Annotated in this window: 25 protein-coding genes; 11 read left to right on the top strand and 14 right to left on the bottom strand. The window is 61.1% G+C overall.

The window, feature by feature from the left end:
* The first annotated feature begins 38 nt into the window (after window positions 1-38).
* Window positions 39-1220 carry a MalY/PatB family protein gene (locus AB3Y40_RS00540; RefSeq protein ID WP_369436855.1) on the top strand — a complete coding sequence of 394 codons (1182 nt, stop codon included), beginning with the start codon at window positions 39-41 and terminating at the stop codon, window positions 1218-1220.
* Complete coding sequence (locus AB3Y40_RS00535) at window positions 1217-1735, top strand: L,D-transpeptidase family protein (protein ID WP_369436854.1); 519 nt, start codon at window positions 1217-1219, stop codon at window positions 1733-1735. Before AB3Y40_RS00540 ends, AB3Y40_RS00535 begins: the two co-directional genes overlap by 4 nt.
* Here the strand turns inward: AB3Y40_RS00535 and AB3Y40_RS00530 are convergent.
* The 9 genes from AB3Y40_RS00530 to AB3Y40_RS00490 form a co-directional block, all read right to left on the bottom strand.
* Complete coding sequence (locus AB3Y40_RS00530; protein WP_369436853.1) at window positions 1725-2075, bottom strand: hypothetical protein; 351 nt, start codon at window positions 2073-2075, stop codon at window positions 1725-1727. The two genes, AB3Y40_RS00535 and AB3Y40_RS00530, sit on opposite strands and share 11 nt — an antisense overlap.
* Before the next feature lie 98 nt (window positions 2076-2173).
* Entirely contained in the window at window positions 2174-2944 is a 771-nt protein-coding gene (gene cobM, locus AB3Y40_RS00525) for a precorrin-4 C(11)-methyltransferase (RefSeq protein WP_369436852.1), read from the bottom strand.
* A 247-nt stretch (window positions 2945-3191) separates the two neighbouring features.
* Complete coding sequence (cobJ, locus tag AB3Y40_RS00520) at window positions 3192-5003, bottom strand: precorrin-3B C(17)-methyltransferase (RefSeq protein WP_369436851.1); 1812 nt, start codon at window positions 5001-5003, stop codon at window positions 3192-3194.
* Window positions 4994-5695 (bottom strand): precorrin-2 C(20)-methyltransferase, encoded by a 702-nt coding sequence (gene cobI / locus AB3Y40_RS00515; RefSeq protein WP_369436850.1) that lies wholly within the window; start codon window positions 5693-5695, stop codon window positions 4994-4996. The genes cobJ and cobI overlap by 10 nt, the downstream gene beginning before the upstream one ends.
* A complete protein-coding gene (gene cbiE / locus AB3Y40_RS00510) occupies window positions 5692-6894 on the bottom strand; it encodes a precorrin-6y C5,15-methyltransferase (decarboxylating) subunit CbiE (RefSeq protein WP_369436849.1) in 1203 nt (400 codons plus the stop codon). Before cbiE ends, cobI begins: the two co-directional genes overlap by 4 nt.
* A complete protein-coding gene (locus AB3Y40_RS00505) occupies window positions 6891-7385 on the bottom strand; it encodes a DUF5946 family protein (RefSeq protein WP_369436848.1) in 495 nt (164 codons plus the stop codon). Before AB3Y40_RS00505 ends, cbiE begins: the two co-directional genes overlap by 4 nt.
* Window positions 7382-8020, bottom strand: a complete 639-nt coding sequence (locus AB3Y40_RS00500) for a precorrin-8X methylmutase (protein ID WP_369436847.1) — start codon at window positions 8018-8020, stop codon at window positions 7382-7384. Before AB3Y40_RS00500 ends, AB3Y40_RS00505 begins: the two co-directional genes overlap by 4 nt.
* Before the next feature lie 86 nt (window positions 8021-8106).
* Window positions 8107-9300, bottom strand: coding sequence for a sirohydrochlorin chelatase (locus AB3Y40_RS00495; RefSeq protein ID WP_369436846.1), 1194 nt, complete (start codon window positions 9298-9300; stop codon window positions 8107-8109).
* Complete coding sequence (locus tag AB3Y40_RS00490; RefSeq protein ID WP_369436845.1) at window positions 9297-9515, bottom strand: DUF6732 family protein; 219 nt, start codon at window positions 9513-9515, stop codon at window positions 9297-9299. Before AB3Y40_RS00490 ends, AB3Y40_RS00495 begins: the two co-directional genes overlap by 4 nt.
* Before the next feature lie 287 nt (window positions 9516-9802).
* Here AB3Y40_RS00490 and AB3Y40_RS00485 point away from each other — a divergent pair, with 287 nt between their 5' ends.
* On the top strand, window positions 9803-10777 hold the full coding sequence (locus tag AB3Y40_RS00485) for a glutathione S-transferase family protein (protein ID WP_369436844.1): 975 nt from the start codon (window positions 9803-9805) through the stop codon (window positions 10775-10777).
* Here AB3Y40_RS00485 and AB3Y40_RS00480 read toward each other — a convergent pair.
* Window positions 10734-11135 (bottom strand): response regulator, encoded by a 402-nt coding sequence (locus AB3Y40_RS00480; RefSeq protein ID WP_369436843.1) that lies wholly within the window; start codon window positions 11133-11135, stop codon window positions 10734-10736. The two genes, AB3Y40_RS00485 and AB3Y40_RS00480, sit on opposite strands and share 44 nt — an antisense overlap.
* Window positions 11136-11333: 198 nt before the next feature.
* On the opposite strand from AB3Y40_RS00480, the gene AB3Y40_RS00475 reads away from it, so the two are divergent.
* From AB3Y40_RS00475 to AB3Y40_RS00460, 4 genes are read left to right on the top strand one after another with little or no spacing between them, the layout of a single operon-like run.
* Window positions 11334-11708, top strand: coding sequence for a DUF1636 family protein (locus AB3Y40_RS00475; protein WP_369436842.1), 375 nt, complete (start codon window positions 11334-11336; stop codon window positions 11706-11708).
* Window positions 11705-12640: a threonine-phosphate decarboxylase gene (locus AB3Y40_RS00470; protein WP_369436841.1), complete on the top strand. Its 936-nt coding sequence runs from the start codon at window positions 11705-11707 to the stop codon at window positions 12638-12640. The genes AB3Y40_RS00475 and AB3Y40_RS00470 overlap by 4 nt, the downstream gene beginning before the upstream one ends.
* Before the next feature lie 14 nt (window positions 12641-12654).
* Window positions 12655-13545, top strand: coding sequence for an adenosylcobinamide-phosphate synthase CbiB (gene cbiB, locus AB3Y40_RS00465; RefSeq protein ID WP_459553985.1), 891 nt, complete (start codon window positions 12655-12657; stop codon window positions 13543-13545).
* Window positions 13546-13583: 38 nt separating this feature from the next.
* Window positions 13584-14756 (top strand): lytic murein transglycosylase, encoded by a 1173-nt coding sequence (locus tag AB3Y40_RS00460; protein WP_369436839.1) that lies wholly within the window; start codon window positions 13584-13586, stop codon window positions 14754-14756.
* Here the strand turns inward: AB3Y40_RS00460 and AB3Y40_RS00455 are convergent.
* Window positions 14753-15160, bottom strand: coding sequence for a hypothetical protein (locus tag AB3Y40_RS00455; RefSeq protein ID WP_369436838.1), 408 nt, complete (start codon window positions 15158-15160; stop codon window positions 14753-14755). The two genes, AB3Y40_RS00460 and AB3Y40_RS00455, sit on opposite strands and share 4 nt — an antisense overlap.
* A gap of 78 nt (window positions 15161-15238) precedes the next feature.
* Window positions 15239-18694, bottom strand: a complete 3456-nt coding sequence (gene smc / locus AB3Y40_RS00450) for a chromosome segregation protein SMC (RefSeq protein ID WP_369436837.1) — start codon at window positions 18692-18694, stop codon at window positions 15239-15241.
* Between the two features lie 432 nt (window positions 18695-19126).
* Between smc and hemP the strand changes: the two genes are divergently transcribed.
* The 3 genes from hemP to AB3Y40_RS00435 are packed head-to-tail and all read left to right on the top strand — an operon-like array spanning window position 19127 to window position 20043.
* On the top strand, window positions 19127-19294 hold the full coding sequence (hemP, locus tag AB3Y40_RS00445; RefSeq protein ID WP_369436836.1) for a hemin uptake protein HemP: 168 nt from the start codon (window positions 19127-19129) through the stop codon (window positions 19292-19294).
* Window positions 19291-19770, top strand: coding sequence for a hypothetical protein (locus AB3Y40_RS00440; protein WP_369436835.1), 480 nt, complete (start codon window positions 19291-19293; stop codon window positions 19768-19770). The genes hemP and AB3Y40_RS00440 overlap by 4 nt, the downstream gene beginning before the upstream one ends.
* Before the next feature lie 27 nt (window positions 19771-19797).
* The gene (locus AB3Y40_RS00435; RefSeq protein ID WP_369436834.1) at window positions 19798-20043 is read left to right on the top strand and encodes a DUF1289 domain-containing protein; all 246 of its coding nucleotides are present in this window, start codon (window positions 19798-19800) and stop codon (window positions 20041-20043) included.
* A 56-nt stretch (window positions 20044-20099) separates the two neighbouring features.
* Here AB3Y40_RS00435 and AB3Y40_RS00430 read toward each other — a convergent pair whose 3' ends face one another.
* The gene (locus AB3Y40_RS00430; RefSeq protein WP_369436833.1) at window positions 20100-20570 is read right to left on the bottom strand and encodes a Dps family protein; all 471 of its coding nucleotides are present in this window, start codon (window positions 20568-20570) and stop codon (window positions 20100-20102) included.
* A gap of 106 nt (window positions 20571-20676) precedes the next feature.
* A complete protein-coding gene (locus AB3Y40_RS00425; protein WP_369436832.1) occupies window positions 20677-21105 on the bottom strand; it encodes a hypothetical protein in 429 nt (142 codons plus the stop codon).
* A 237-nt stretch (window positions 21106-21342) separates the two neighbouring features.
* On the opposite strand from AB3Y40_RS00425, the gene AB3Y40_RS00420 reads away from it, so the two are divergent.
* Window positions 21343-22356, top strand: a complete 1014-nt coding sequence (locus AB3Y40_RS00420) for an extracellular solute-binding protein (RefSeq protein ID WP_369436831.1) — start codon at window positions 21343-21345, stop codon at window positions 22354-22356.
* Window positions 22357-22386 lie beyond the last annotated feature (30 nt).

The following is a 22386-nucleotide window of genomic DNA, read 5'->3' as shown; positions in this document are numbered from 1 at the left end:
GGGGGCTAGCTTGCACCCAAAGCCCCAAAGGACACCAAATGCAGTTCGATTTCGAGACCACCAAAGACCAAACCACCGGCCGCAGCTCTAAATGGGCGATGATGGAGGCGATGCTGGGCCGCGCGGTGCCGCAGGATATGATCCCGATGTGGATCGCGCAGTCTGACCTGCAACCTGCCCCGGTGCTGCTGGACGTCTTGGATGATCTGAGAGCCTGTGGCGAGTTTGGTTATTTCGACTATTCCGCTTTCGCCCGTCACGTGGCGTGGTGGTACGAACACCGCCACGGTTGGCGCCCGAATACCGATCACATTTTTGAGCTGCATGGCATCGGCAACGCTGTCGGTGTGACCTTGCAGGCGCTGACCGATCCCGGCGATGGCATTATCGTTTTCAGCCCGGTTTACCACGAGTTTGCCAACAAGATCCGCAAGAACGGCCGTGTCATGGTGCAGTCCCCGCTGCTGATAGATGACCAGGGCCTCTTTCGCATGGACCTTGAAACGCTGGAAACCCAACTGACCGGCAACGAAAAGGCAGTGATGTTCTGTTCCCCCCACAACCCGGCGGGCCGGGTCTGGGAAGCGGCCGAAATTCAGGCGCTGTCCGCCTTTTGCGCGCGCCATGATCTGATCCTGATCTCGGACGAGATTCATATGGATCTGGCCTTTCCCGGCCACACCCACCTGCCCACGGCCCTGCATGCGCCGGATTCACTGCCCAAGCTGGTGGTGATGTCGGCTGCCTCGAAAACCTTCGATATCGCTGGCCTGCGCACCGGCTATGTCATCATCCCCGATGATGACTTGCGCGCCCGGTTCGCCGCACTTTATGCAGCACTTGATATTCAGCCCAACCGACTGGGCGCTGATCTGACCTGTGCCGCCTACACGCCCCAAGGCGCGGCATGGGTTGATGCGATGGTGCAGCTGATCGATGGCAACCGCGCAGCCCTTTGCGCGGGTATGAATGCGATCCCCGGTGTGCAGGCGATGCCGATGCAATCCACCTTCCTGTCATGGGTCGATTTTTCCGGCACGGGTATGTCGGACGCGGACATCCGAAGCCGTCTTTATGATAACGCCCGCGTGCTTCCTACACCTGGTGACGGGTTGGGCATTGGCGGCGCGCTGCACCACCGCTTCAACGTTGCAACCACCCGCGCGGTGGTGGATGAGGCTGTCGCCCGCGTGCAGGCGGCCTTTGCCGATCTGCAATGACGCTGCGCGCCTCCCTTTTGGCCACGCTGCTGGCGCTGGCCTTTGCCATCTGGGGCGCGCTGAAACCACAGCCACCTTTGCCGCCAGAGATCACCGGTCAGATTGACCGCATCCTGATCGACAAATCCGACCGTATGTTGCTGGCCTATCAAGATGGCCGGGTCGTGCGCCGCCTGCCGGTCAACCTTGGCTTTGCGCCCGACGGTGACAAGGTCCGCCAAGGCGACGGCAAAACGCCCGAAGGCCTCTTTCGTGTTGACCGCCGCAACGCGCACAGCCGGTTCCACTTGTCACTGGGTATCGACTATCCGCAGCCCGACGACATCGCGCGCGCCCGCGCAGGCGGCTATTCACCGGGGGGCGACATCTTCATCCACGGCCAGCCGCGCGGCATCACCGGATTGCAACGGATCGCTTATGACTGGACCGAAGGCTGCATCGCCATCAACAACGACGCCATGACAGAGCTTTTCCACGCCACACCGCTGGGCACACCGGTGGAAATCAGACCCTAGGGATCAGTCCCGCAGGCACAAAATCGGGCCGTTCAAAATCAACGGGTGCAGTATCCGTGACCGGATGCAGCCATTTGAAGTCGAACACGATCTCTGCGCCCTCTTCCTGCCCATTCACGATCAAGGCCTGATACAGATGCCGCGCGCCGTCATAGATCTCGACCCGGCCACGCAGCTTGTCGCCGTGGTGACCGTCGATCGACATGCCGTTGTCCCAGAAACGGCGGATGCGGTACACTTCATCCCCGTCATGCACGCATAGCCGATCATTACGATGCAATGCGGCGCGGCGCGCCTGTTCCAAACCTTCACGAACAGCCTTTGGCAAAAATGATGACACGACTCGGTCCTCCTTGACCCTCAGCCAGCTAACTAGCTGAGAAGGTTAAAGATCAAGTGACAATTTCCGCCGCAATGCAGCAGTGCTGCTGCAACACATCAGCTGATTTTGACCTTGGGCCGCAAGACATGCGGTTTCGCCGCGTCATAAAGCGCTGAATCGGGGAACCCGTGACTGTCGCCCAGCGCGGTCCCCACCATGATCAGCGCGGTCCGGGTAATCTTAGCCGCGCGCACCTTCTCGCGCACATCGCTCAGCGTGCCGCGAATGATCATCTGATCCGGCCAGGACGCGCGATAAATCACCACACAGGGGCAATCTTCGCCGTAAAACGGGATCAACTGCCGCTCTATCTCGCGCAGCGCCCGCACACCCAGATGAATGGCCAGCGTCGCCCCGGTGCGGGCGAAATTCTCAAGCGTCTCGCCCGGCGGCATACCGGTCGATTTCATCGACATCCGTGTCAAAACAATGGATTGCGCGATTTCCGGCACTGTCAATTCGGTCCCAAGTGCAGCGGCCGCAGCGGCATAGGCGGGCACACCGGGGATGATCTGATAATCAATCCCTTCGGCCTTCAACAGCCGGATCTGCTCGGCAATCGCGCCATAAAGCGATGGGTCGCCCGAATGCACACGGGCCACATCCACGCCACGCTGATGGGCCGCCACAATCTCGGCATGGGTGTCCTCAAGCGTCATCGGCGCGGTGTCCAGCACCCGCGCATCCGCGGGTGCGCATCCCACCACCGCCTCTGGCACCAGCGATCCGGCATAAAGGCACACCGGGCATTCCCCGATGATACGCGCGGCCTTGAGCGTCAAAAGCTCCGGATCACCCGGACCCGCGCCAATAAAGAAAACAGTCATCGCATCACTCCTGCACGATTCGGGGCCGGGTCAAGGATCGCGGCACGCGACCGCGCTTGCGCGGCTTGTCCTTGAGGCGGGCGCGAATCGGTTTCATCCTCGATGTGGCCTGTTTGCGGCAGACCTGCCCGCAAACGGCCTCTCAGCAATTTCAAGCCGCCTGGACACCGCGCAGCAGCCGCATGGCGCCCCATCCGGGACGGCGGGCGGGGCGTTTTGCCCGACAGGGCAAGAGCGGCGCACGACGTCACGCCAGATCACCGTCAATCTTGCGCGCGTAGCCACGCGGCGTGAACATGCGTGGCCCCTCGCCCAACTGCGCCAGCCGTGAATTGCTCGACCCAACCAGCACGACGGTCAGCATATCTACCTCGTCCACCTGCAATTCATCCAGACGCCGATAGCGGATATGCTCCTCGGGTCGGCCCAGTGACGACGCCAACATCACCGGCGTGTCGGCGGGCCGGTGCTGCAACAGAATGTCCCGCCCTTCGGCCAGCAAAGTTCGCCGCGTCTTGGACACCGGATTGTAGAACGCGATCACGAAATCGCCCTCTGCGGCCGCCTTTAGCCGTCGCAGGATATCATCGCGCGGGGTCAGCAGGTCCGACAGGGATATCGCACAGAAATCATGCCCCAGCGGTGCCCCCGCCCGTGCCGCCGCGCCTTGCAAAGCACTCACACCGGGCGAACATTGCACCTCGACCCGACGCGCTGCGTCCGAGACACCCATCTGGTCCGGACCGCGATCCAGCAATTCAAAAACCAGCGCACCCATCGCATAGATGCCCGCATCGCCGGAACAGACAAGGGCCACGTTCTTGCCCTTGCCCGCCTGTTCAAGCGCATAGCGACAGCGGTCCTCTTCCCCGCCCAAGGGGAAATCCGACCGGTCCTTGCCAGCGGCCAACGGCCCAAGCAGATCGATATAAAGCCCGTAACCCACCAATTCCTCGGCATCTGCCACCAGCCGTGACACCTCTGGTGTGCGCCACGTCGCCTGCCCCGGTCCGATGCCCACAACCGACAGCTTGCCGCGCGGCCGTCCGCGCATCTCAATCAGCGGTGCTGGCACTTGCACCAACGCGCAGGTCGCATTGGCGGTCTTGCGCTTTGTCACGATCAGTTCTGCGTCAGCCCCGCCCTGCGCCAGGGCTGCCGCTTCGGCCACGCCATGCGTGCCGACCTCGGCAAAGACCACCTCGGATGGGTTCGCCAGGCGCGGCGTCTCGGCCTCAAGCTCTTGGGCTTCAAACAACCGCATCGGGACACCCAGATTACGGGCGAGGTTGATGATTGCCGGTTCATCGGCCTTGAGCGTGATCGTGTTGACGGAATGCACGGCTTGCGCGCAGATGTCCGCCTCGTCCAACACAACCTTGACCAGTGCCGACAGCTCCTCTGGCGGGCAGTTGCGGGCGCAGCCGACACCCAGCACCGTCCGCAAAGGCGTAAATTTCAGTAAGGTTTGCGTCGGTACGGGATGTGCATGAGTTGTGCATGCAATGTGTATCCCGTCGCCGCGCGGCAATTCCTGCAACCAATCGGCGGGTTCATCCCCTGTTAACGTCGCACCCTGCCCGTCCAACAGGGCCGCCATCGCACCCTTGGCTGCGTCGGGATTAACAAGCCGCCATCCCGGTGGTGGCGCATCAAGGGCCACCCCCAGGGCGACATCCCCTGCGGTGGTAACAGCCGCAACCCCTTCCAAAACATCAGCGATTTCCTTGGCCAACCGGTTCGCCCCGCGATGCCCACCAAGCAGCGGCACGATCACAGCCCCATCATCACTGACAGATATCACCGGCGGCTCTGTTGTCTTGTCCGCAAGTAGCGGCGCCACAGCCCGGATCAAAATTCCGCTCGCACAGACTCCAATCACCGGGTAACCCGCCGCAAACAGATCACGCACATGATCCAGCGCGTTTGCAAAAAATGCATCGGCCTGTTCAACCCGATCCTGCCGTCCATGCAGCGAGGCATCCAACAATTTGGCGATACGATGGGCTGTTGGTTCGCCGGATTTCGACAACGCCACAACAATGGGTTTCAAAGCCACGGATCGGCCCCCTTGGTCAGAAGTATCATGGAAAAATAGGGTGCCTTTTCAGGCGCTTGCGCCAGCGGCGTGACCACCTCTTGCGGCAGACTGACGCGTTCGACATAGACCGCCTGATCCAAGAGCCCCAGTGCTTCGATCACGCCGCGGATCTTCGGCAGATGCCGCCCCACTTTCATGATCGCCACGCTTTCGGCGCCTTCGATCCGGTGGCGCAGCTCATCCTCGGGCAATGGCCCGGGAAGGATGGTCAAACGCTCGTTCCGCGCCGCCAACGGCAACCCAGCTTGCGCAGCACAGGCGGTGACAGATGTCACACCGGGAACAACCTCGACCCGGTAAGCCTCTGACAGTCTTGCGAAAAGATACATGAAAGAGCCGTAGAAAAACGGGTCGCCTTCGCACAGACACACCACGTCCAGGCCTGCGTCCAGCGCGGCGGCAATTTCGGCAGCACCGGCGTCATAGGCCGCCTGAGCGGGGCCGCGTTCCACCGTCATCGGCACGTCCATCACGATCTCTTGGCAGCCGTCCGGGATCAGGTCCTTTGCAATCGCGCGCGCAAAGCTTTCGCCGCCTGCAAGTGTTGGATAAGCCACGACTTTCGCGCCCTCGATCAACCGTGCAGCCCGCAAGGTCATCAGGTCGGCCGCACCCGGCCCGACGCCCACACCATAAAGAACCCCTGTCATCTTTTCACAAGGCTCCACTGGGTGACGGGCATCGCGGGACGCCAGCCGGTCAATCGGCCCACAGGCTCTGCCCGGTGGACCGAAATACGAACCAATTCACCGCCGAATTTCTTATGTAATTCAATCAGTTCCGCTTCGCTTTCGAGCGTGACCGCATTGGCAACCAGCCGCCCCAGCGGACGCAGTGCGGCCCATGCTGTATCAAAAGTTGCGCGGCTTAACCCGCCACCGATGAAGATTGCGTCGGGTGCGGGCAGCCCGTCCAATGCAGCCGGCACCGATCCATCAATCAGTTCCAACCTTGGCGCGCCAAGGGCGGCAGCATTGGCCCCGGCCATCGCCCGGCGATCGGCGCGCGGTTCAATGCCCACGGCCCGCGCATAGCGTGCCGCGCGCATCCATTCGATGGCAACAGAGCCAGACCCACACCCGATGTCCCACAACAATGCTCCGCGCATTGGCATCAGTTTCGCAATCGTCGCGGCACGCACTTCGCGCTTTGTCATTGTGCCATCGGATTGAAACAGCTCATCAGCCAGCCCCGGCACCCGAGGCTGCAAGGCCGCATCAGGTGCAGCGATGCATTCGACAGCAAGCGTGTTGAAGGCTGGAACCGTCTGTTCCCAAGCCTTTGCCGTACCGTCAAAGCGCGCCTCGTCCTTGCCACCCATCGCGGCCAGCACGGTCATCTTTGACGCGCCATATCCGCGTTCAGCCAGATAGGCCGCAATCTGGGCAGGCGTGTCGGCACCCGTGGTCAGGATCAACAGGCGCGCGTCAGGCTGGATAAAGGCGATCATCTGTTCGACCGGGCGACCATGCACCGTCAACGTCTCGACGTCCGGCAGCGACCAGCCCATGCGGGCCGCGGCCAGTTGAAACGCGGAAAGCTGCGGATGGTAGGTGATCTCGGACGGGTCAATCGCGCGCCCGATCCGCGCACCGACCGAGAACCAAAGCGGATCACCGGTGACCAGCACCACCGCGCGACGCCCCTTCAGCCCCCTGATCGTGTCGATCATCGCGTCAAAGGGCGACGGCCAAGCCAGCCGTTCCGCCTCTGGATTGGCGGCCAGTGTGTGATGCCGATCGCCGCCCAGAATGACTTCTGCCGCTTCGACCACGGCGCGGGTCGCAGGGGTTAGTCCGTCTAAACCGTCCTCGCCAATGCCGACGATGTGCAACCACGGCGCACTCATGCTGCGACCTCTTGGATCAAACCCTCAAAGGCCGCGCGATGCGGGGCCCAGACGTCATGCACCGCGCGGGCGTAGGTCGTGACCTCGGCCACATGCGTGGCGGCGTCTGGTGCAGCGTGGATCGCGTCAATGTTAACGGTCAAGTTGGCATATGGCATGTCGAGCGGTGGGAAATCATACCCGGACTTTGCGGCCGTGCGCAGGAATGTCACGATCCTTTCCTCCGGGGACTGATGTTCAAAGTGCAGGATCAGCGCGGCCATGTGGATCCACAGCGATTGCCGCGCCCGCCGATCCGAGCCAATGGAATGCTGCCCGCAATAGGCATCAGTCAGCAATCGGTGTGATGTCCAATAGCGGGCGTCGCTATACTCGCGCGCCAAAACTTCGCCATAACGCGCCCAGCAGGCGGCAGAGGGGCTCATATAGGCGTGGGTCGGGCCATCGAGGTGGCCAGCAAATCCGCAGGCGGGGCAGCGCCGCGTTGTCATGACGTCACCTCTGGCAGGCCCGCGGCGAGCGCGTTGACCGCAGCCGAGGCCATTGCAGAGCCGCCGCGCCGACCGCGCAGGGCGACAAAGTCGCAGCCGCGCGGGTTGGCGGCCAGTTCGGCCTTGCTTTCCGCAGCACCAATAAAGCCGACGGGAAATCCAAGGATCACGGCAGGCTTTGGGCCGCCCGCGTCGATCAGTTCAAGCAGATGAAAAAGTGCGGTGGGCGCATTGCCCACTGCCACGACAGCACCATCGAGATGTGGTTCCCAAAGGTCCACGGCTGCCGCGGACCGCGTATTGCCGATGACCTTGGCATGGTCAGGGACAGATGGATCATTCAGCGTGACTATCACTTTGTTTTTCGCGGGCAGGTAGCGGCGGATAATGCCCGCGCCGACCATCTCGCAATCACACAAGACGGGCTTGCCAGCTTGCAGCGCCGCATGCCCAGCGGCAAATGCCCTGTCCGACCAGACCAGCCGATCGGCCACTTCGATCATCCCGCAAGCGTGGATCAACCGGGTGATCAGCGGGCGCATGTCTGTCTGAAACCGATCCAGCCGCGCCTCTGCCGCGACAGTGGCGAAACTGGCGGCATAGATCGCGGCTGGGTCTTTTTCATAAGGGCGCATTGGCGGGCCTTGGGTTGTCGTATGCGGTGGCGATCATTCGACGCATAATCGTGTCTCCGGCGGGGATTACTTTGGCCAGAAGAAAATCAGGCCTTGTTTGATTTGCGCGCGCTTTCCGGTCCATGCGGGTGATCCGCATGGGGATAGACAGCGTGGTCATGATGGTGATCATGACCGTGGTCGTGATGATGATGGTGGTGGTGATCATGTGTCGCTTCGAGCCGGCACATGCCCGTGCAAAACGTGTCGCACAGCGCGCAATCAGCCACATTGGACCCCGGCGCAGAGGCCCCCTGGCCTTCGACGTGGTGGTGGTGGCTTTCCTGAACCGCGCCCACCTCTGCCTCGAACCCCAGCACCTGCACACGGTATTTGCACAATACGCACGTGGGCGGTGGGACGCTGCCAAAGGCGGGGTGCTGGCGGTCTTCGGGGGTGATGTGGTGGTGGCCGCCATCCTTGGTCGCCAGCACCTGTTCGCGGTAGGCACAGATGCCACAGTTTGGCGGCGGAGTGGCGCTGTCTTGTTCCAGAATTCGTTCTGCAAAAGTCTCGAGCACCTTGGGATGGTCCCCCAGATAGGGCGCTTTGATGAACTGGATATTGGGGTGTTCGGCGGCGACCTGATCGGTAAAGCCATAGATACGGTCAATCAGGATGCCTGAGAACAGGAAATAGGGGAATACGATCACGCGCTTGTAGGGCAGATGCGCCACGTGTTGCAGGCAGGGTTCCACCAGCGGGAAGGTCACACCGGAATAGCCGACCTCGCACCAGCCAAAGCCCATCCCTTCTTGCAGCATCCGGGCGATTTTTGACACGTTCCCGTTGGCATCTGGGTCCGACGCACCGCGCCCGATGACGACCAGACAGGTCTCTGTCAGTGGCAGGTCGCCATGGGATGCGTTTGCCTGATCGACAGCCTCCTGGATACGGCCAGCGGCGGCGTCGATCATCTTGGGGTCTACGCCCAGCTCTCGGCCATAGCGGACGTCCAGCCCGTGTTTGCGGGCGTAGGTGTTCAAGACCGTGGGGATGTCATTCTTGGCGTGCATCGCGGCAAAAAGCATGCCGGGCACCGCCAGAATGCGGTCACAGCCGCCCTCGCGCAGCTTGTCCAACCCGTCGCGGATCACCGGGTTGGCGAATTCCAGATAGCCATAATCCGTTTCCCAGCTGTCGGGCAGATAGGCGGGCAGCTTTTCGGCGAGCACAGCGAATTCATCAACCGCCGATTGGCTACGCGAGCCGTGACCGCAGATCATCACACCGGTTTTCATGCCGCTTCCTCTTCCAGCTCGAGCTCGTCCTCGGGGCCGTCACCGTCGGTTTCTTTCTTGCCTTTCAGCACGCCCCACAGCCCGATCAACACGGCGGCACCAATGGCCGCACCCGCGACCCAGTGGTCGTGGCCCGCGACATCGACCAGGTGGCCGGGGTGCGCCGCAGCCATTTGGGCGCAAATGATCAGCAAAAGCGAAAGTATCAGGCGCATGGCGTGTCCTTGTGTCTGGTCAGGCCGAGAAGGACCGCGCGCAACGGTGTCGGACGACGTGGCGTTTGGTCCCCGTCAGGGTCGACCGCGCGCCACCACCTCTCTGGCCCATGGGCTTCGTCAGGGGCTGGTATATGGGCGGTGGCGGGTCGGCGCAAACGATTCCACGGCCTTTGTGGGCCATTTGCGACCTGTGCAGCCATGCAGAATGGACTGCGCGGGGGTGGGGGTATGCGCGGGCATGTGCCGCCGCTACCTGTGATGCAAGCAAAGAAAGGACCACTCAGATGGGACAATTGGTAGATGGCGTTTGGCATGACGTCTGGTACGACACGAAATCCACCGGCGGCGCGTTCAAGCGCACGCAAGCCAAGTTTCGCAACTGGATCACAGCAGACGGGAGCGCCGGCCCCTCAGGCGAGGGCGGATTCGCGGCCGCATCCGGGCGCTACCATCTTTATGTCTCTTATGCCTGCCCTTGGGCCCACCGCACCCTTGTGTTTCGCCAGTTGAAGGGTCTGACGGACCACATCAGCATCTCGGTGGTGCACCCCGATATGCTGACAGACGGTTGGACATTTGAGACGGATGACAAAGGCGCCACTGGTGACGATCTTTATGGTTTGCCTTTTGCGCGCGATATCTACCTCAAGGCGCAGCCCGATATGTCCGGCCGGGTGACCGTACCAATCTTGTGGGACAAGGAACGCGAAACCATCGTCTCCAACGAATCGTCCGAAATCATCCGCATGTTCAATAGCGCCTTTGACGGAATCACCGGCAATAAGGACGATTATTGGCCCACCGATTTGCGCGATGCCATCGCCCCGGTGAACGACCGGATCTATGACACATTGAACAACGGTGTCTACAAGTCAGGCTTTGCCACGACGCAATCGGCCTATGATGCCGCGGTGGGGCCATTGTTCGACACATTTGACTGGCTTGAGGCACGGCTGGCTGACAATCGCTATCTGATGGGCGACATACTGACCGAGGCGGACTGGCGCCTGTGGACAACCCTGATCCGCTTTGATCCGGTCTATCACCTGCATTTCAAGTGTAACCTGAAGACCCTGCGCGAGTACCCCAATCTATGGGGTTACACACGTGAATTGTACCAAATGCCCGGCATTGCTGCGACGGTGAACATGGACCATATCGTGCGCCATTATCACTTTAGTCACGAGAGTATTAACCCTCATCGGATCGTGCCGATCAACCCACGGTTGAACTATGCAGAGCCTCACGGTCGCGGCTAGCGCTGTGGCCATAGTGTTCCACAATCGCCGCCAGATCCGCTGGCGGCGTCGCCTTTTCTACAAAGGCACGGGCATTGGCGCTATGCGCGAAAATTGACCCGTCCGAAAAGAACGTCGTGTCGGTAACGAACACCACATTGGCGTCTGGTTGGCGGAAATTCGCAACATCAGCGACGGTCAATGCACTGCCTTCGCGCAGGACAAGGTCCAAAACAATCACATCAAAGGGCACATCTTCAATAATCTGAACGGCATCGGAACCGCTGGTTGCCAAAACAACCGACATGCCCAACCGCTCCAGATGACGTTGCCACAATGACCCCAACTGTGCGTTGCTCTGAACAATCAGAACGTGCATCTCACCTCCACATCCGCAACTCTTTTGTAACGGTTTCGTCACAAATTGACTAGTACGTTAAGCTGTCATTCATCCTTAGGGTAAACGAATGGTTAACATTTCGGCGGATCAGAGAAAGCAGACGATTTTCCGCTCATCATCTTGTCACTCAGGCCGAAATCCGCTTGAAAGTCGGCTTGGACCAACGGGATTTTTGCCATGACAACCTGGATCACCATTTGCGACACCTGCAAGCGCGAGGGGTGGGAATCAGGCGATATGTCCCAAACTGATGGCGAACGGCTGGCGGCCTTGATTGAGGCGGCGGCAGAAGATGCCCCCAACGTGCAAACCCGGCGCGTGTCCTGCCTGATGGGCTGCAAGAAAGGTTGCAACGTCGCGGTGCAGGGCCAAGACAAGCTGAACTACACCATCGGCGATTTTGAACCAGACGCAGAAGCAGCCGCGGGCATTGTCGACTATGCCGCCAAACACGCGGCCAGCGACACAGGCCAGGTGCCTTACCGCGAGTGGCCGCAGGCGATCAAAGGCCATTTTGTCACCCGCCACCCGCCATTGCCTGACGTATCATGACCACTCAGCGCGATCATGGCGGCGGTCTGGACGCGGCAATCAAACGATATGGTGGCGTGCGCGCCGAATGGCTTGACCTGTCGACCGGGATCAATCCGGTGCCTTATCCTATTCCGCCATTGCCTGGCCACGTCTGGACGGGCTTGCCTGACACGGACGCGATGGAACGCCTGATCGGGCTTGCCCGCAGCTATTGGCAGGTGCCGGAAGGTGCTGCGATTTTGCCGGCCTCGGGCGCCTCGGCGCTTATTGCGCAACTGCCCCGGATGCGCCCGGCGGGCCGCGTCGAAATCCCCGGCCCCACATACAATGAACATGGGGCAGCCTTTCGGGCAGCAGGCTGGACACTGGATGAAGACGGCTATGACGCGCTGGTGGCGGTTCACCCCAACAACCCGGATGGCCTGATGTGGGATGCGGACAATCTGAATGCGCCGCTGACAATCATCGACGAAAGCTTTTGCGACGTCACACCGGGCGAAAGTCATATCGCCTTGTCCGCAAGACCCGGCACTATTGTGCTGAAGAGTTTCGGCAAATTCTGGGGGCACGCGGGTCTGCGGCTGGGCTTTGCCATCGGGGACCCCGTGATCATCACCGACCTGAAAGAGGCGCTTGGCCCCTGGCACGTATCCGGTGTGGCGCTGGCCATCGGCGCAGAGGCGTTGTCAGACCCCGCATGGGCGGATGAAACGCGGACGCGATTGGCACAAGACGCAGCAAAGCTGGACAAGATCGTCACGGCCAAAGGTGCTGTCAGCCTTGGTGGAACGGACCTGTTCCGGCTTTATCAAGTGCAGGATGCCGCCGCCGCGCAAGCACATCTGGCCCGCCACAAGATCTGGTCGCGCATCTTCCCTTATGCCGACAATTGGCTGCGTCTGGGCTTGCCGCACCCAGACCGCTGGGCACAGGTTGAGGCCGCGTTTTGACCCTAACCATTGGCATGATCCTTGATGCGCTGCTGGGAGAGCCCAAGTGGCTGTGGTCCCGTGTGCCGCACCCTGCCGTATTGATGGGGCGGGTGATTGGATGGATGGATGAGGCGCTGAACCAGGGTGCCGCGCGCAAGGCCAAGGGGATCGCCGCGTTGGTGATCATGGTCCTGTCGGCACTGGCCATTGGCCTGCTGTTGCGCGCAATCCCCGGCACCGTGGTCGAGGTGATCGCACTGGCAGTTCTGCTTGCGCAACGTTCGCTGTGTGACCATGTGCTGGCCGTCGCGCGCGGGCTGCGCATCAGCCTTGGCGATGGCCGCCGTGCGGTCGCGCAGATCGTTGGCCGTGATACAAATGACATGACCGAGGCAGATATTGCCCGCGCGGCCATCGAAAGCGGGGCAGAAAACCTGTCGGACGGGGTGATCGCACCGATCTTCTGGTTTGTGATCGGCGGATTGCCGGGGCTGCTGATCTACAAGATCACCAATACCGCCGACAGCATGATCGGCTACCGCACTGACCGCCACGCAGAGTTCGGCTGGGCCGCCGCCCGGTTCGATGACTTGCTGAACTGGGTGCCCGCGCGCATCACCGCTGGGCTGATCCTGCTTGTGACCTTGCGCTTTGACGTCTTCGACGGGGTGGTCGACGATGCCCCGCTGCACCGGTCCCCCAACGCAGGCTGGCCCGAAGCGGCATTGGCCCATGCCCTGAACTTTGCCCTTTCAGGTCCGCGCGTCTATGACGGCACGGTGCAAGACTATCCTTTCGTCAACACGCGCGGCATCCGAGAGCTGAATGCCGACCACATCACAGAGGCTGTCTGGATTCTGTGGCGCGTCTGGGCGGCGGTTCTTATGCCTGCACTGTTGATCGGTCTCTTTCTGATCAGCTGACCCGCTGCTAGGCTGGGCCAAACCAGACAGGAATTGCCATGCGCCTTGCCTTTGCCCTCGCCCTTCTTGCCAGCCAGACCACCGCCCAGACCTGCGGCGGCCCGCTGCCCGCCTTTATTGACGGCGTAAAGGCTGAGGCAGCAGCGCAGAGCATCAGCGCCGCTGCGTCAGATGCGTTCTTCGCAGGTGCCGCGCTAGACCCTGCGGTGATCAAGGCGGATCGGTCGCAGGGCGTTTTTCAACGCGACTTTATCGACTTTTCGCGGCGCCTGATCAGCCAAAACCGGTTGGACAATGGCCGCATTTATGGCGACCGAAATGACGCCGTCTTTGACCAAATCGCCCGCGACTATGGCATCCCCCGTGGGGTGTTGCTGGCGTTTTGGGCGTTCGAGACGGATTACGGGCAGGTGCAAGGCGATTTCAACACGCGTAACGCGCTGCTGACGCTTGCGCATGACTGCCGCCGGCCAGAACTGTTTCGCCCGCAACTGATCGCCGCGATTGAACTGGCCGCGCGCGGCGACATGGACCCGGCCACCACTACCGGGGCCTGGGCGGGCGAGATTGGGCAGGTCCAGATGCTGCCCGAAGATATCATCGCCTACGGTCGCGACGGCGATGGCGACGGTCAGGTGACGCTCAAGACCTCAAGCGCCGATGCGCTTTTGTCGGGGGCGCATGTGCTGTCCGCATTGGGGTGGCGCGCGAATGAGCCGTGGTTGCAGGAAGTTACCGTGCCGCAAGACCTGAACTGGGCGCAGACCGGCCTTGATCACAAGATGTCGGTGGCCGATTGGCAAGCCGCAGGGGTGGCCGCGCGCAACGGCGACCTTGGCCCCGCAGACCTGCCTGCCGCGGTCCTGTTGCCGATGGGGCGCAAGGGGCCTACGTTCCTCGCCTATCCGAATTTCGAGGTCTATTTCGAGTGGAACAAAAGCTTTGTCTACGTCACCACCGCCGCCTACTTTGCAACCCGGCTGATGGGCGCACCGCCCTATGACGCGGGCAACCCAGACGCCGGGCTTTCGGGCGATCAAATGATGGTTTTGCAAGAACGTCTGACCGCACTGGGACACGATGTCGGCGGCATTGACGGAATCCTTGGTGCCAAGACGCGCGCCGCTGTGCAGGCCGAACAACAGCGCCTTGGGCTACCGGCTGATGCCTGGCCAACCCCTGCTTTTCTGTCAGCACTGTCCGCCGGTTAGCTTTCTGCGCGCACCGGGAACCGGGTGCCGTCCTCGGTGATCAGCACCAGCCGGGTGCCGTCATGCACATACATGTCGCAGCGCGAGAAACCGGCCTCGAAAGAGGTGCAAATGACGCCACCCGCACCATCATCGCGCAGCTGCCATTCACCATAGGCACGTGCACCGTCGTTGTAGGTATAGGTGTAAATGCCTGAGACCGAAAAGAACGAGACACCACCATCAAAAAACTCGTGCGTGCGACCCACAACCTGTGCCGCCATCGCGGCGGCATCCAGCACCTGGTCACTGGCCTTGGGTTCGAACTCCTGCGCCGCCGCTGGTCCCGCCAGCAGGGCCAGCATCCACAAAATCCGCATCGACATCCCTTCCGTTTGGCGCAGCTTAGCGGGTTTGAGCCTCATCAAACGTCACAACTGCGCGAGGGGTCAAACCTCTGCCGCAACACCGGCCTGCTTGCGCGCTCAGGTCGGTGTGGGTGCTCACGCCACCATTGCCTCGGCTTTCTTCAGATCGACAGAGACAAGCTGGCTCACGCCCTGTTCGCCCATGGTGACGCCAAACAGCCGGTCCATCCGGCTCATGGTCACCGCATGGTGGGTGATGATCAGGAACCGTGTTTCAGTGCGGCGCGTCATTTCGTCCAGCAGGTCGCAGAACCGGGTGACATTGGCATCGTCCAGCGGCGCGTCGACCTCGTCGAGCACACAGATCGGCGCGGGGTTAGCAAGGAACACCGCAAAGATCAGTGCAAGGGCCGTCAGGGTCTGTTCGCCCCCCGACAACAGCGACAGCGTCGACAGCTTCTTACCCGGTGGCTGGCACATGATTTCCAGCCCCGCCTCAAGCGGGTCATCGCTTTCGACCAGCACCAGTTTCGCTTCGCCGCCACCAAAGAGGTGGGTGAAAAGCAGGCCAAAGTTCTCGTTCACCTGCTCGAAAGCGGTCAGCAGACGTTCGCGACCTTCCTTGTTGAGGCTGGCAATCCCGGACCGCAATGCAGCAATGGCGGCTTCCAGATCGGCCTTTTCGGTGACAAGCTGGTCATGTTCGACCTGCACTTCCTTGGCGTCTTCTTCGGCGCGCAGGTTCACGGCCCCCAGCGCATCGCGCTGCCGTTTGAACGTATTGACCTGCGCTTCGATGGTTTCGGCGTCCGGCATTTTGTCGGGGTCCACGTCCAGCGCGTCAAGCAGTTGATCGGGGGACACCTCTTGTGCTTCCATGATCCGTTCTGCAGCTGCGGCAACGGTTTCTTTCGCGGCATCTGATCGCGCCTCCGACCGCGCGCGCGCCTCGCGCGCCTCGGACGCGCCGCGCTCGGCATCTCGCTCGACATCACTGCAGACACGCAGCGCATTTTCCGCCGCAGCCAGCGCATCGGCAGAGGCTTTGCGCCGCCCCTCGGCCTCGTCAATCGCGTCGGCAAGTTCGGCGCGCTTGGCCGCAATCTCTTCGGGTGCGGTGACGGCAGCTTTCAACTCTTCTTCGGATTCCGCCTTGCGCGATGCCAGCTCTGCGGTGCGCTTGTTGGCTGTCTCCAACCGATGCTTCCAGCCGCTGATTTCCTTGGTGATTTCCTGACTACGCTTCAGGCGCGCCTCACCCTCGCGGCGGACCTCGTCATGGGCCGACCGGCGAGACATCATCGTGATCCGCGCGGCCTCGACCGTCATCTTGATGTCTTCGACTTCGGCCCGTGCCGCATCCAGATCGCCCAAGCCCTGCGCAGCCTTTTCCGCTTCGCCCAGCGATTTGCGCGCGGTCATCGCTTCTTCTGCATGACGTTTGGCGGCCAAGCCAAGGCTTTCCACCTTGCCCGCGCCCAAATTGCGGTCCGCCTCTGCCCGGCTGAGCGCGCGATTGGCGTCGGCAACCAGCCGGTCCGCATCGCGCCGGGCCTGCCGTGCTTTCTGGTCGGCCTCGGTCAAGTCAGCCAGACGCCGGGTCAGGCTTTCGTGCGCCTGCACCATACCCGCCGCCTTGGCGTTGGCCTCTTCAAGATCAAGCTTCAGCGTCGCCAACCGGTTCAACTGCTGCAGCCGCAGTGCTGCGGCCGATGGCGCATCCTCGGCCCCGGCGCGGAACCCGTCCCAGCGCCACAAGTCGCCTTCGACACTCACCAATCGTTGGCCCGGTTTCAGATCAGCCTGCAAACGCGGGCCATCTGCGGCCTCGACCAGTCCCACCTGCCCCATGCGGCGCACCAACACCTCTGGCACGCTCACGAAATTGGTCAGTGCCTTGACCCCCGCAGGCAAGGTCTGTGGATCGGCATAGCCGGGAAGCGCTGCCCAGCCAGATGCCGCATCAGGCCCGACTGCAGGGGCGCGCAAATCGTCGGCCAAGGCAGCCCCAAGCGCTTTTTCATAACCGCCTTCGACGCGCAGCAGGTCCAGCACCTGCCCGCCTTCTGCGGTGTCACGTTCGACCATCCGGCTGAGCGCCGCGACCTCGGCCTTGAGTGCGTTTGCTTCGCCTTCGGCTTCGGACCGCATCACGCGCGCGTCGCTTTCGCGGGTCTGGGTTTCGGCCCGCGCTGCCTCTGCCTCAAGCAATGTTTCATCGGCCTTGGCTGCGGTCTCAACCGCCTGTGCCTCGGCCGCCTGTGCCGCGCCAAAGCGCGCCTCGGCATCGACAAGTGCCTGCTGCGCTTCGGCCATTGCGGCCTTGGCGCGGGCCTCTTCAGCCTCTGATTTCTCGAGCGTGGTGCGCGAATCCTCGAGCAGTCGCTGTGCCGACTGGTGCCGCGCGGCAAGGCGAGCCACATCTTCGGTCAGCTGCGAAAGATCGCCTTCGCGCGCTTGCAAGGTCTGAGCGGCCTCTGCCGCTGCTGCCTTTGCCGCATCAAGGCGGCTTTCGTGCCCTTTTCCGGCCTTGGCAAGTTCTGCCGTTTCCCATTCCAACCGTTCGATCGTCTCGCCTGCGTCCTTGTTCAACCCCGCCTCGCGGTCGATATCGCGGCCCAGCTGGTCAATCCGGCCTTGCAGCGTCTCGATCATCGACAGTGCGCGCACTTCCTGATCCTTGAGAGTATCGCGCTGCACCTGCAGGCGTTGCAGCACGGCAGCCGCGATGGCCTCTTCCTCACGTAGGGGCGGCAGCGCCGCTTCGGCTTCGGTTCGACCTTTGGACGCTTGCTGGGCCGTCTTCTCGGCCTGGGCTGCGGCAACGGTGCGTTCGCGCAATTGGTCGGCGGCTGCGGCCAGTGCCTGATCCGCTTCTTTCCAGCGCCGGTAAAGCAACATGCCCTCGGCTTTGCGCAGCCCCTCGCCAATCTGGCGATACCGCTGTGCCTGCCGCGCCTGCCGCGCCAGCTGGCCCAATTGCGTCGCAAGCTGTTCGATCACATCATCCACACGGGTCAGGTTGGTTTCCGCCCCTTTCAGCTTCAGCTCAGCCTCGTGCCGCCGTTGATATAGCCCCGAGATGCCCGCCGCCTCTTCCAGAATGCGCCGTCGCGCCTTGGGTTTGGCGTTAATCAGCTCTGATATCTGTCCCTGCCGCACCAGCGCCGGGCTATGCGCCCCGGTCGAGGCATCCGCGAAAAGCATCTGCACATCGCGCGCGCGCACATCCTTGGTGCCGACCTTATAGGCCGAACCCGCATCCCGCGTGATCCGGCGCACGATTTCCAGGACGTCGCTGTCGTTAAACGCCGCAGGTGCCAATCGTTCGCCATTGTCGATGTGCAGCGATACTTCAGCGAAGTTACGGGCAGGCCGGGTTGCGGCACCGGCAAAGATCACGTCTTCCATGCCACCGCCGCGCATCGCGGTTGGACGGTTTTCACCCATGACCCAGCGCAGGGCTTCCAGCAGATTCGACTTACCGCAGCCGTTTGGACCAACCACACCGGTCAGCCCGTCGGCGATAATCAAATCGGTCGGGTCCACAAAGCTTTTGAAGCCGTTCAATCGTAGCTTGGAAAAACGCAAAGGTGCCTACCCCGATTCCCACATGGACCCGAAACATGACCTCCGCATCCGCCTCAAGTCAACGCAAGAGCCCCTCATATGGCCCATTTCCGCCACTTATCCACAAGATATTGCGGGTCGCTGCCCCTTTCAGTCACCAAACCGGCCTTGTTGATAGGTCCCATTCCCCATGACCATCAACCTCTGCGGCATCCACCGGTTGGCTGCATTGCGAAAGACGTGCCTACCCGCGTTTCCGCGTCTTCAATGGCACGCTGCCCGTTTCAATTGACATCTCCGACTAAATCACTCAGGTTTATAGTATCAATCCAGCCACCCTGTTCACCGCACGGGAAGCCCGACAATTCATGAGATGAAAGGACGTCTTCGCATGTCAAAATCGTGGGTTCCGGTCAAACCGTCTGGCCGCTCAACACAAATGGAAACAGACTGATGGACCTTCAATCCAAGGCCCCCAAGACTGACCGATCCAAGGTGGCGCCATTACGTTATGATGCCCGCGATCTGATCAAGACCGGCGCAGAGGCGCGCATTGATCTGGACGGTCAGGTCTACGTGCTGCGGATCACCCGCGCTGGCAAATTGATCCTCACCAAATGAATGCGATGATCCCAGAGCGTGGCGGCGCAGCCGTTGGTCATTTGCAGGATTACGACAGCCTGAAGGCGACCGCTGTGATCTATCTGCGGATGTGGTGCGACGGCCCCGACATGCAGTCGATTGTTCAGCATGACATGACTCAGGCATTGGGCGCGGCGCGAGGTCAGCGCGTCTTTGAAGCCTTCTGCGATCTGTGCAGGTTATGCGCCCATCATGGGCGGCGGCCGCTTGCGCACCATGCCTTGCACTGCAAATGTGTCGGCGCCGACGAGGCGAGCTTTGCACAGTTTATCGCATCCGCGACAGAGGGCGACCGTGAAGATGCCATGCTGATCGCGATCTTGCTGGTGCGGCCCGACGTCGCCCCCGTCATCACTAGCCTTGCCACCCAATTTGGCATTTCGCTGAAACAGATGAAACTTTGCGCTCGGCGCGCAGCGGCCCCAAAGCCGACTGGGCGGCACCGGCTGCATTGATGCTGCACATTCACACCGGAACCAACGATGCCCAAGACCCCGAGCCCCTGCATTGACGTGTGCAAATACAAGCGCCAGGGCCATTGCATCGGCTGCGCCATGACCAAGACGCAGAAGTCGCTGTTCAAGTCACTAAAGAAGAATGCTCACCGTGCAGCCTTTGTTGACATGCTGATGGCGCAGCAGGCGCAGATGGGGAAATTTGATGGCTGGAAAACCGCCTATGCCAGGAAATGCCGCAAAAAGGGTGTGCCACCCCCGTTCGAGGTCTAGCAGGCAAAGGCGGGCCGCAGTGCGGCCCGTCTTTGATCGTGTTCAGCAGTGCTGACTTAGCCCAGATGCGCCCGCAGCATCCACGCGAATTTTTCGTGGGTCTGGCCGCGTGCGATGCACAGGTCTTCGGTCAGCGTATCGCCGTGGTGCGCCGCCAATTCCCCGCATTCCGCAAGCGTCGCGGCTAGGGTTTCTTGCGCGGTCTGCATCAGCTTGATCATGTCTTTGTCGCTGGCGCGACCATCATGTTCTGCCACTTTCGCCCGCTTCACCATGCCCGCCAAAGTACCTTCGACATGGGCATCGAGGGCGCGAATACGTTCGGCCAGATCATCTTGTGCCACGAAATGGTCTTCGTAGATCGTCTGGAACAGGTCATGCAGGGGGCCAAAAGCCATGCCCTTAACGTTCCAATGAAAATTCTGCGCAAGCATCGTTGTCACGGCGGTTTCCGCGACCGCTTGGTTCAGCGCTTCGGCAATCTGCGTCTGGGCGTCGGTGCTCAGTGCTGCTGCTGTTTGTGTCATTTCCAGTCTCCACTTTCGTTGAAATATGCTGGCTGGCATCAAGCTGGCTGGCTTGGACCATACATAATCGCTGCGGCCTCTGAGGCAAGCACTTATTAGAATTATTCTAAGTCTTGTTTGCGTGCTGCGCGATTCCGCTGATTAGAAAGCGGATGTGTCGCCGATGCACCTTTGGCACACGGCTGCCGACCAAGAACCGCAGGCTACCTTCGTCACCTTCGGTGGCAGCCATGACAGCGCGGATCAGCCACGCCTCGTCGAATGACACTTCGGTCGTTCCGGGTCGATAAAACACCGGGTTGCGTCCAATCGCATCGCCGATGCAGCGGAATAGGGCCTGCGCATAATTTTCATGTGTTGCAGACTTGGTGTTTGCAATCAGCGCACAGGCCCTGAACAAATCCGTCCGGGGCGCAACCCGGCAACGCCGCGCCACAACGCGCAGCGCATCCAGTGTCTCGTACCATGCCGCGGGAAATTGCGGAACGGGCTGCGGTGTAACTTGTGGTGTGGCGAGAGGGGCAACGGATCGCATCTTTGACAACCTGCGGGCTCAGGGTTCTGATTCCTGACTATATTTATAAGGAAAGTGAAAAATGTGAAGGGCTGCGGTCACACTCCTCAAGCTTTTTCGCATGTTTCCGGCGTTCTACGCCGCCAGATACGATCAGAAGATAAACCTGAGTATTTTGATCAGAAAGGCTTGCCATATCCCACTGATCGGGTATTTGACTAAAACAGTCAGATAACAGACCAACCTGGAGACCTCCCCATGAAACCCATGACTTCAATCCTTGCGACCGCGCTGGCCCTGACGGCCGCCGGCGCCACAGCAGAGGGCGAGCTGAACCTTTATTCCTCGCGCCACTATGACACCGACGAGCGTCTGTATTCGGACTTCACCGAACAAACCGGCATCACCATCAACCGCATCGAAGGTAAAGCCGACGAGCTGATCGCGCGTATGGAAGCCGAAGGCGACAATTCCCCCGTTGACGTCTTCCTGACCGTCGACACCGTGCGCATCACCCGCGCCAAGGACCTGGGCCTGCTGCAATCCATTGACAGCCCTGTGCTGGAATCCGCAATCCCTGCTTATCTGCAAGACGATGACAACCAGTGGTTTGCCTTTTCCCAGCGTGCGCGCATTCTGTTTTATGACAAGAACGATGTCGCCAACCCGCCGATGACCTATCAGGATCTGGCCAAGCCGGAATATGCAGGCATGGTCTGCATCCGCTCATCCTCGAACGTTTATACACAGAACATCGTTGCAGCATTGACCGCACATCTGGGTGAAGATGCGGCAGCGGATTGGGCCAAGGGCGTTGTTGCCAACTTTGCCCGTGACCCGCAGGGTGGCGATACTGATCAGTTGCGCGGGATCGTGTCGGGCGAATGCGATATCGCCATGTCCAACACCTATTACTTTGCCCGCGCCTTGCGTCGCGATGTATCTGATCTGTCCGACAGCATCGACACCATCGGCTGGGTCTTCCCCAACCAAGACGATATCGGGGCACATATGAACATCTCTGGTGGTGGCGTGGCGGTGAATGCCCCCAACAAGGACAACGCTGTGAAGTTCCTTGAATACCTCGCATCCGAACAGGCGCAGGAATATTTCTCGGCCGGGAATGATGAATACCCTGCCGTGCCGGGCGTGGGCCTCGCCCCATCGGTGGCGGCCCTTGGCATCTTCCGCCCTGATGCGATTGCACTGTCGGATATCGCCGACAACATTGCTGCGGCACAGACCATCCTGAACGAGGCGGGCTGGAAGTAATTCGCCCACATCGGCACTACACGATCCAAA

Source organism: Yoonia sp. R2331 (assembly GCF_041103235.1).
Lineage (GTDB): Bacteria > Pseudomonadota > Alphaproteobacteria > Rhodobacterales > Rhodobacteraceae > CANMYO01.
This window is presented reverse-complemented; position numbering and strand designations above follow the sequence as displayed.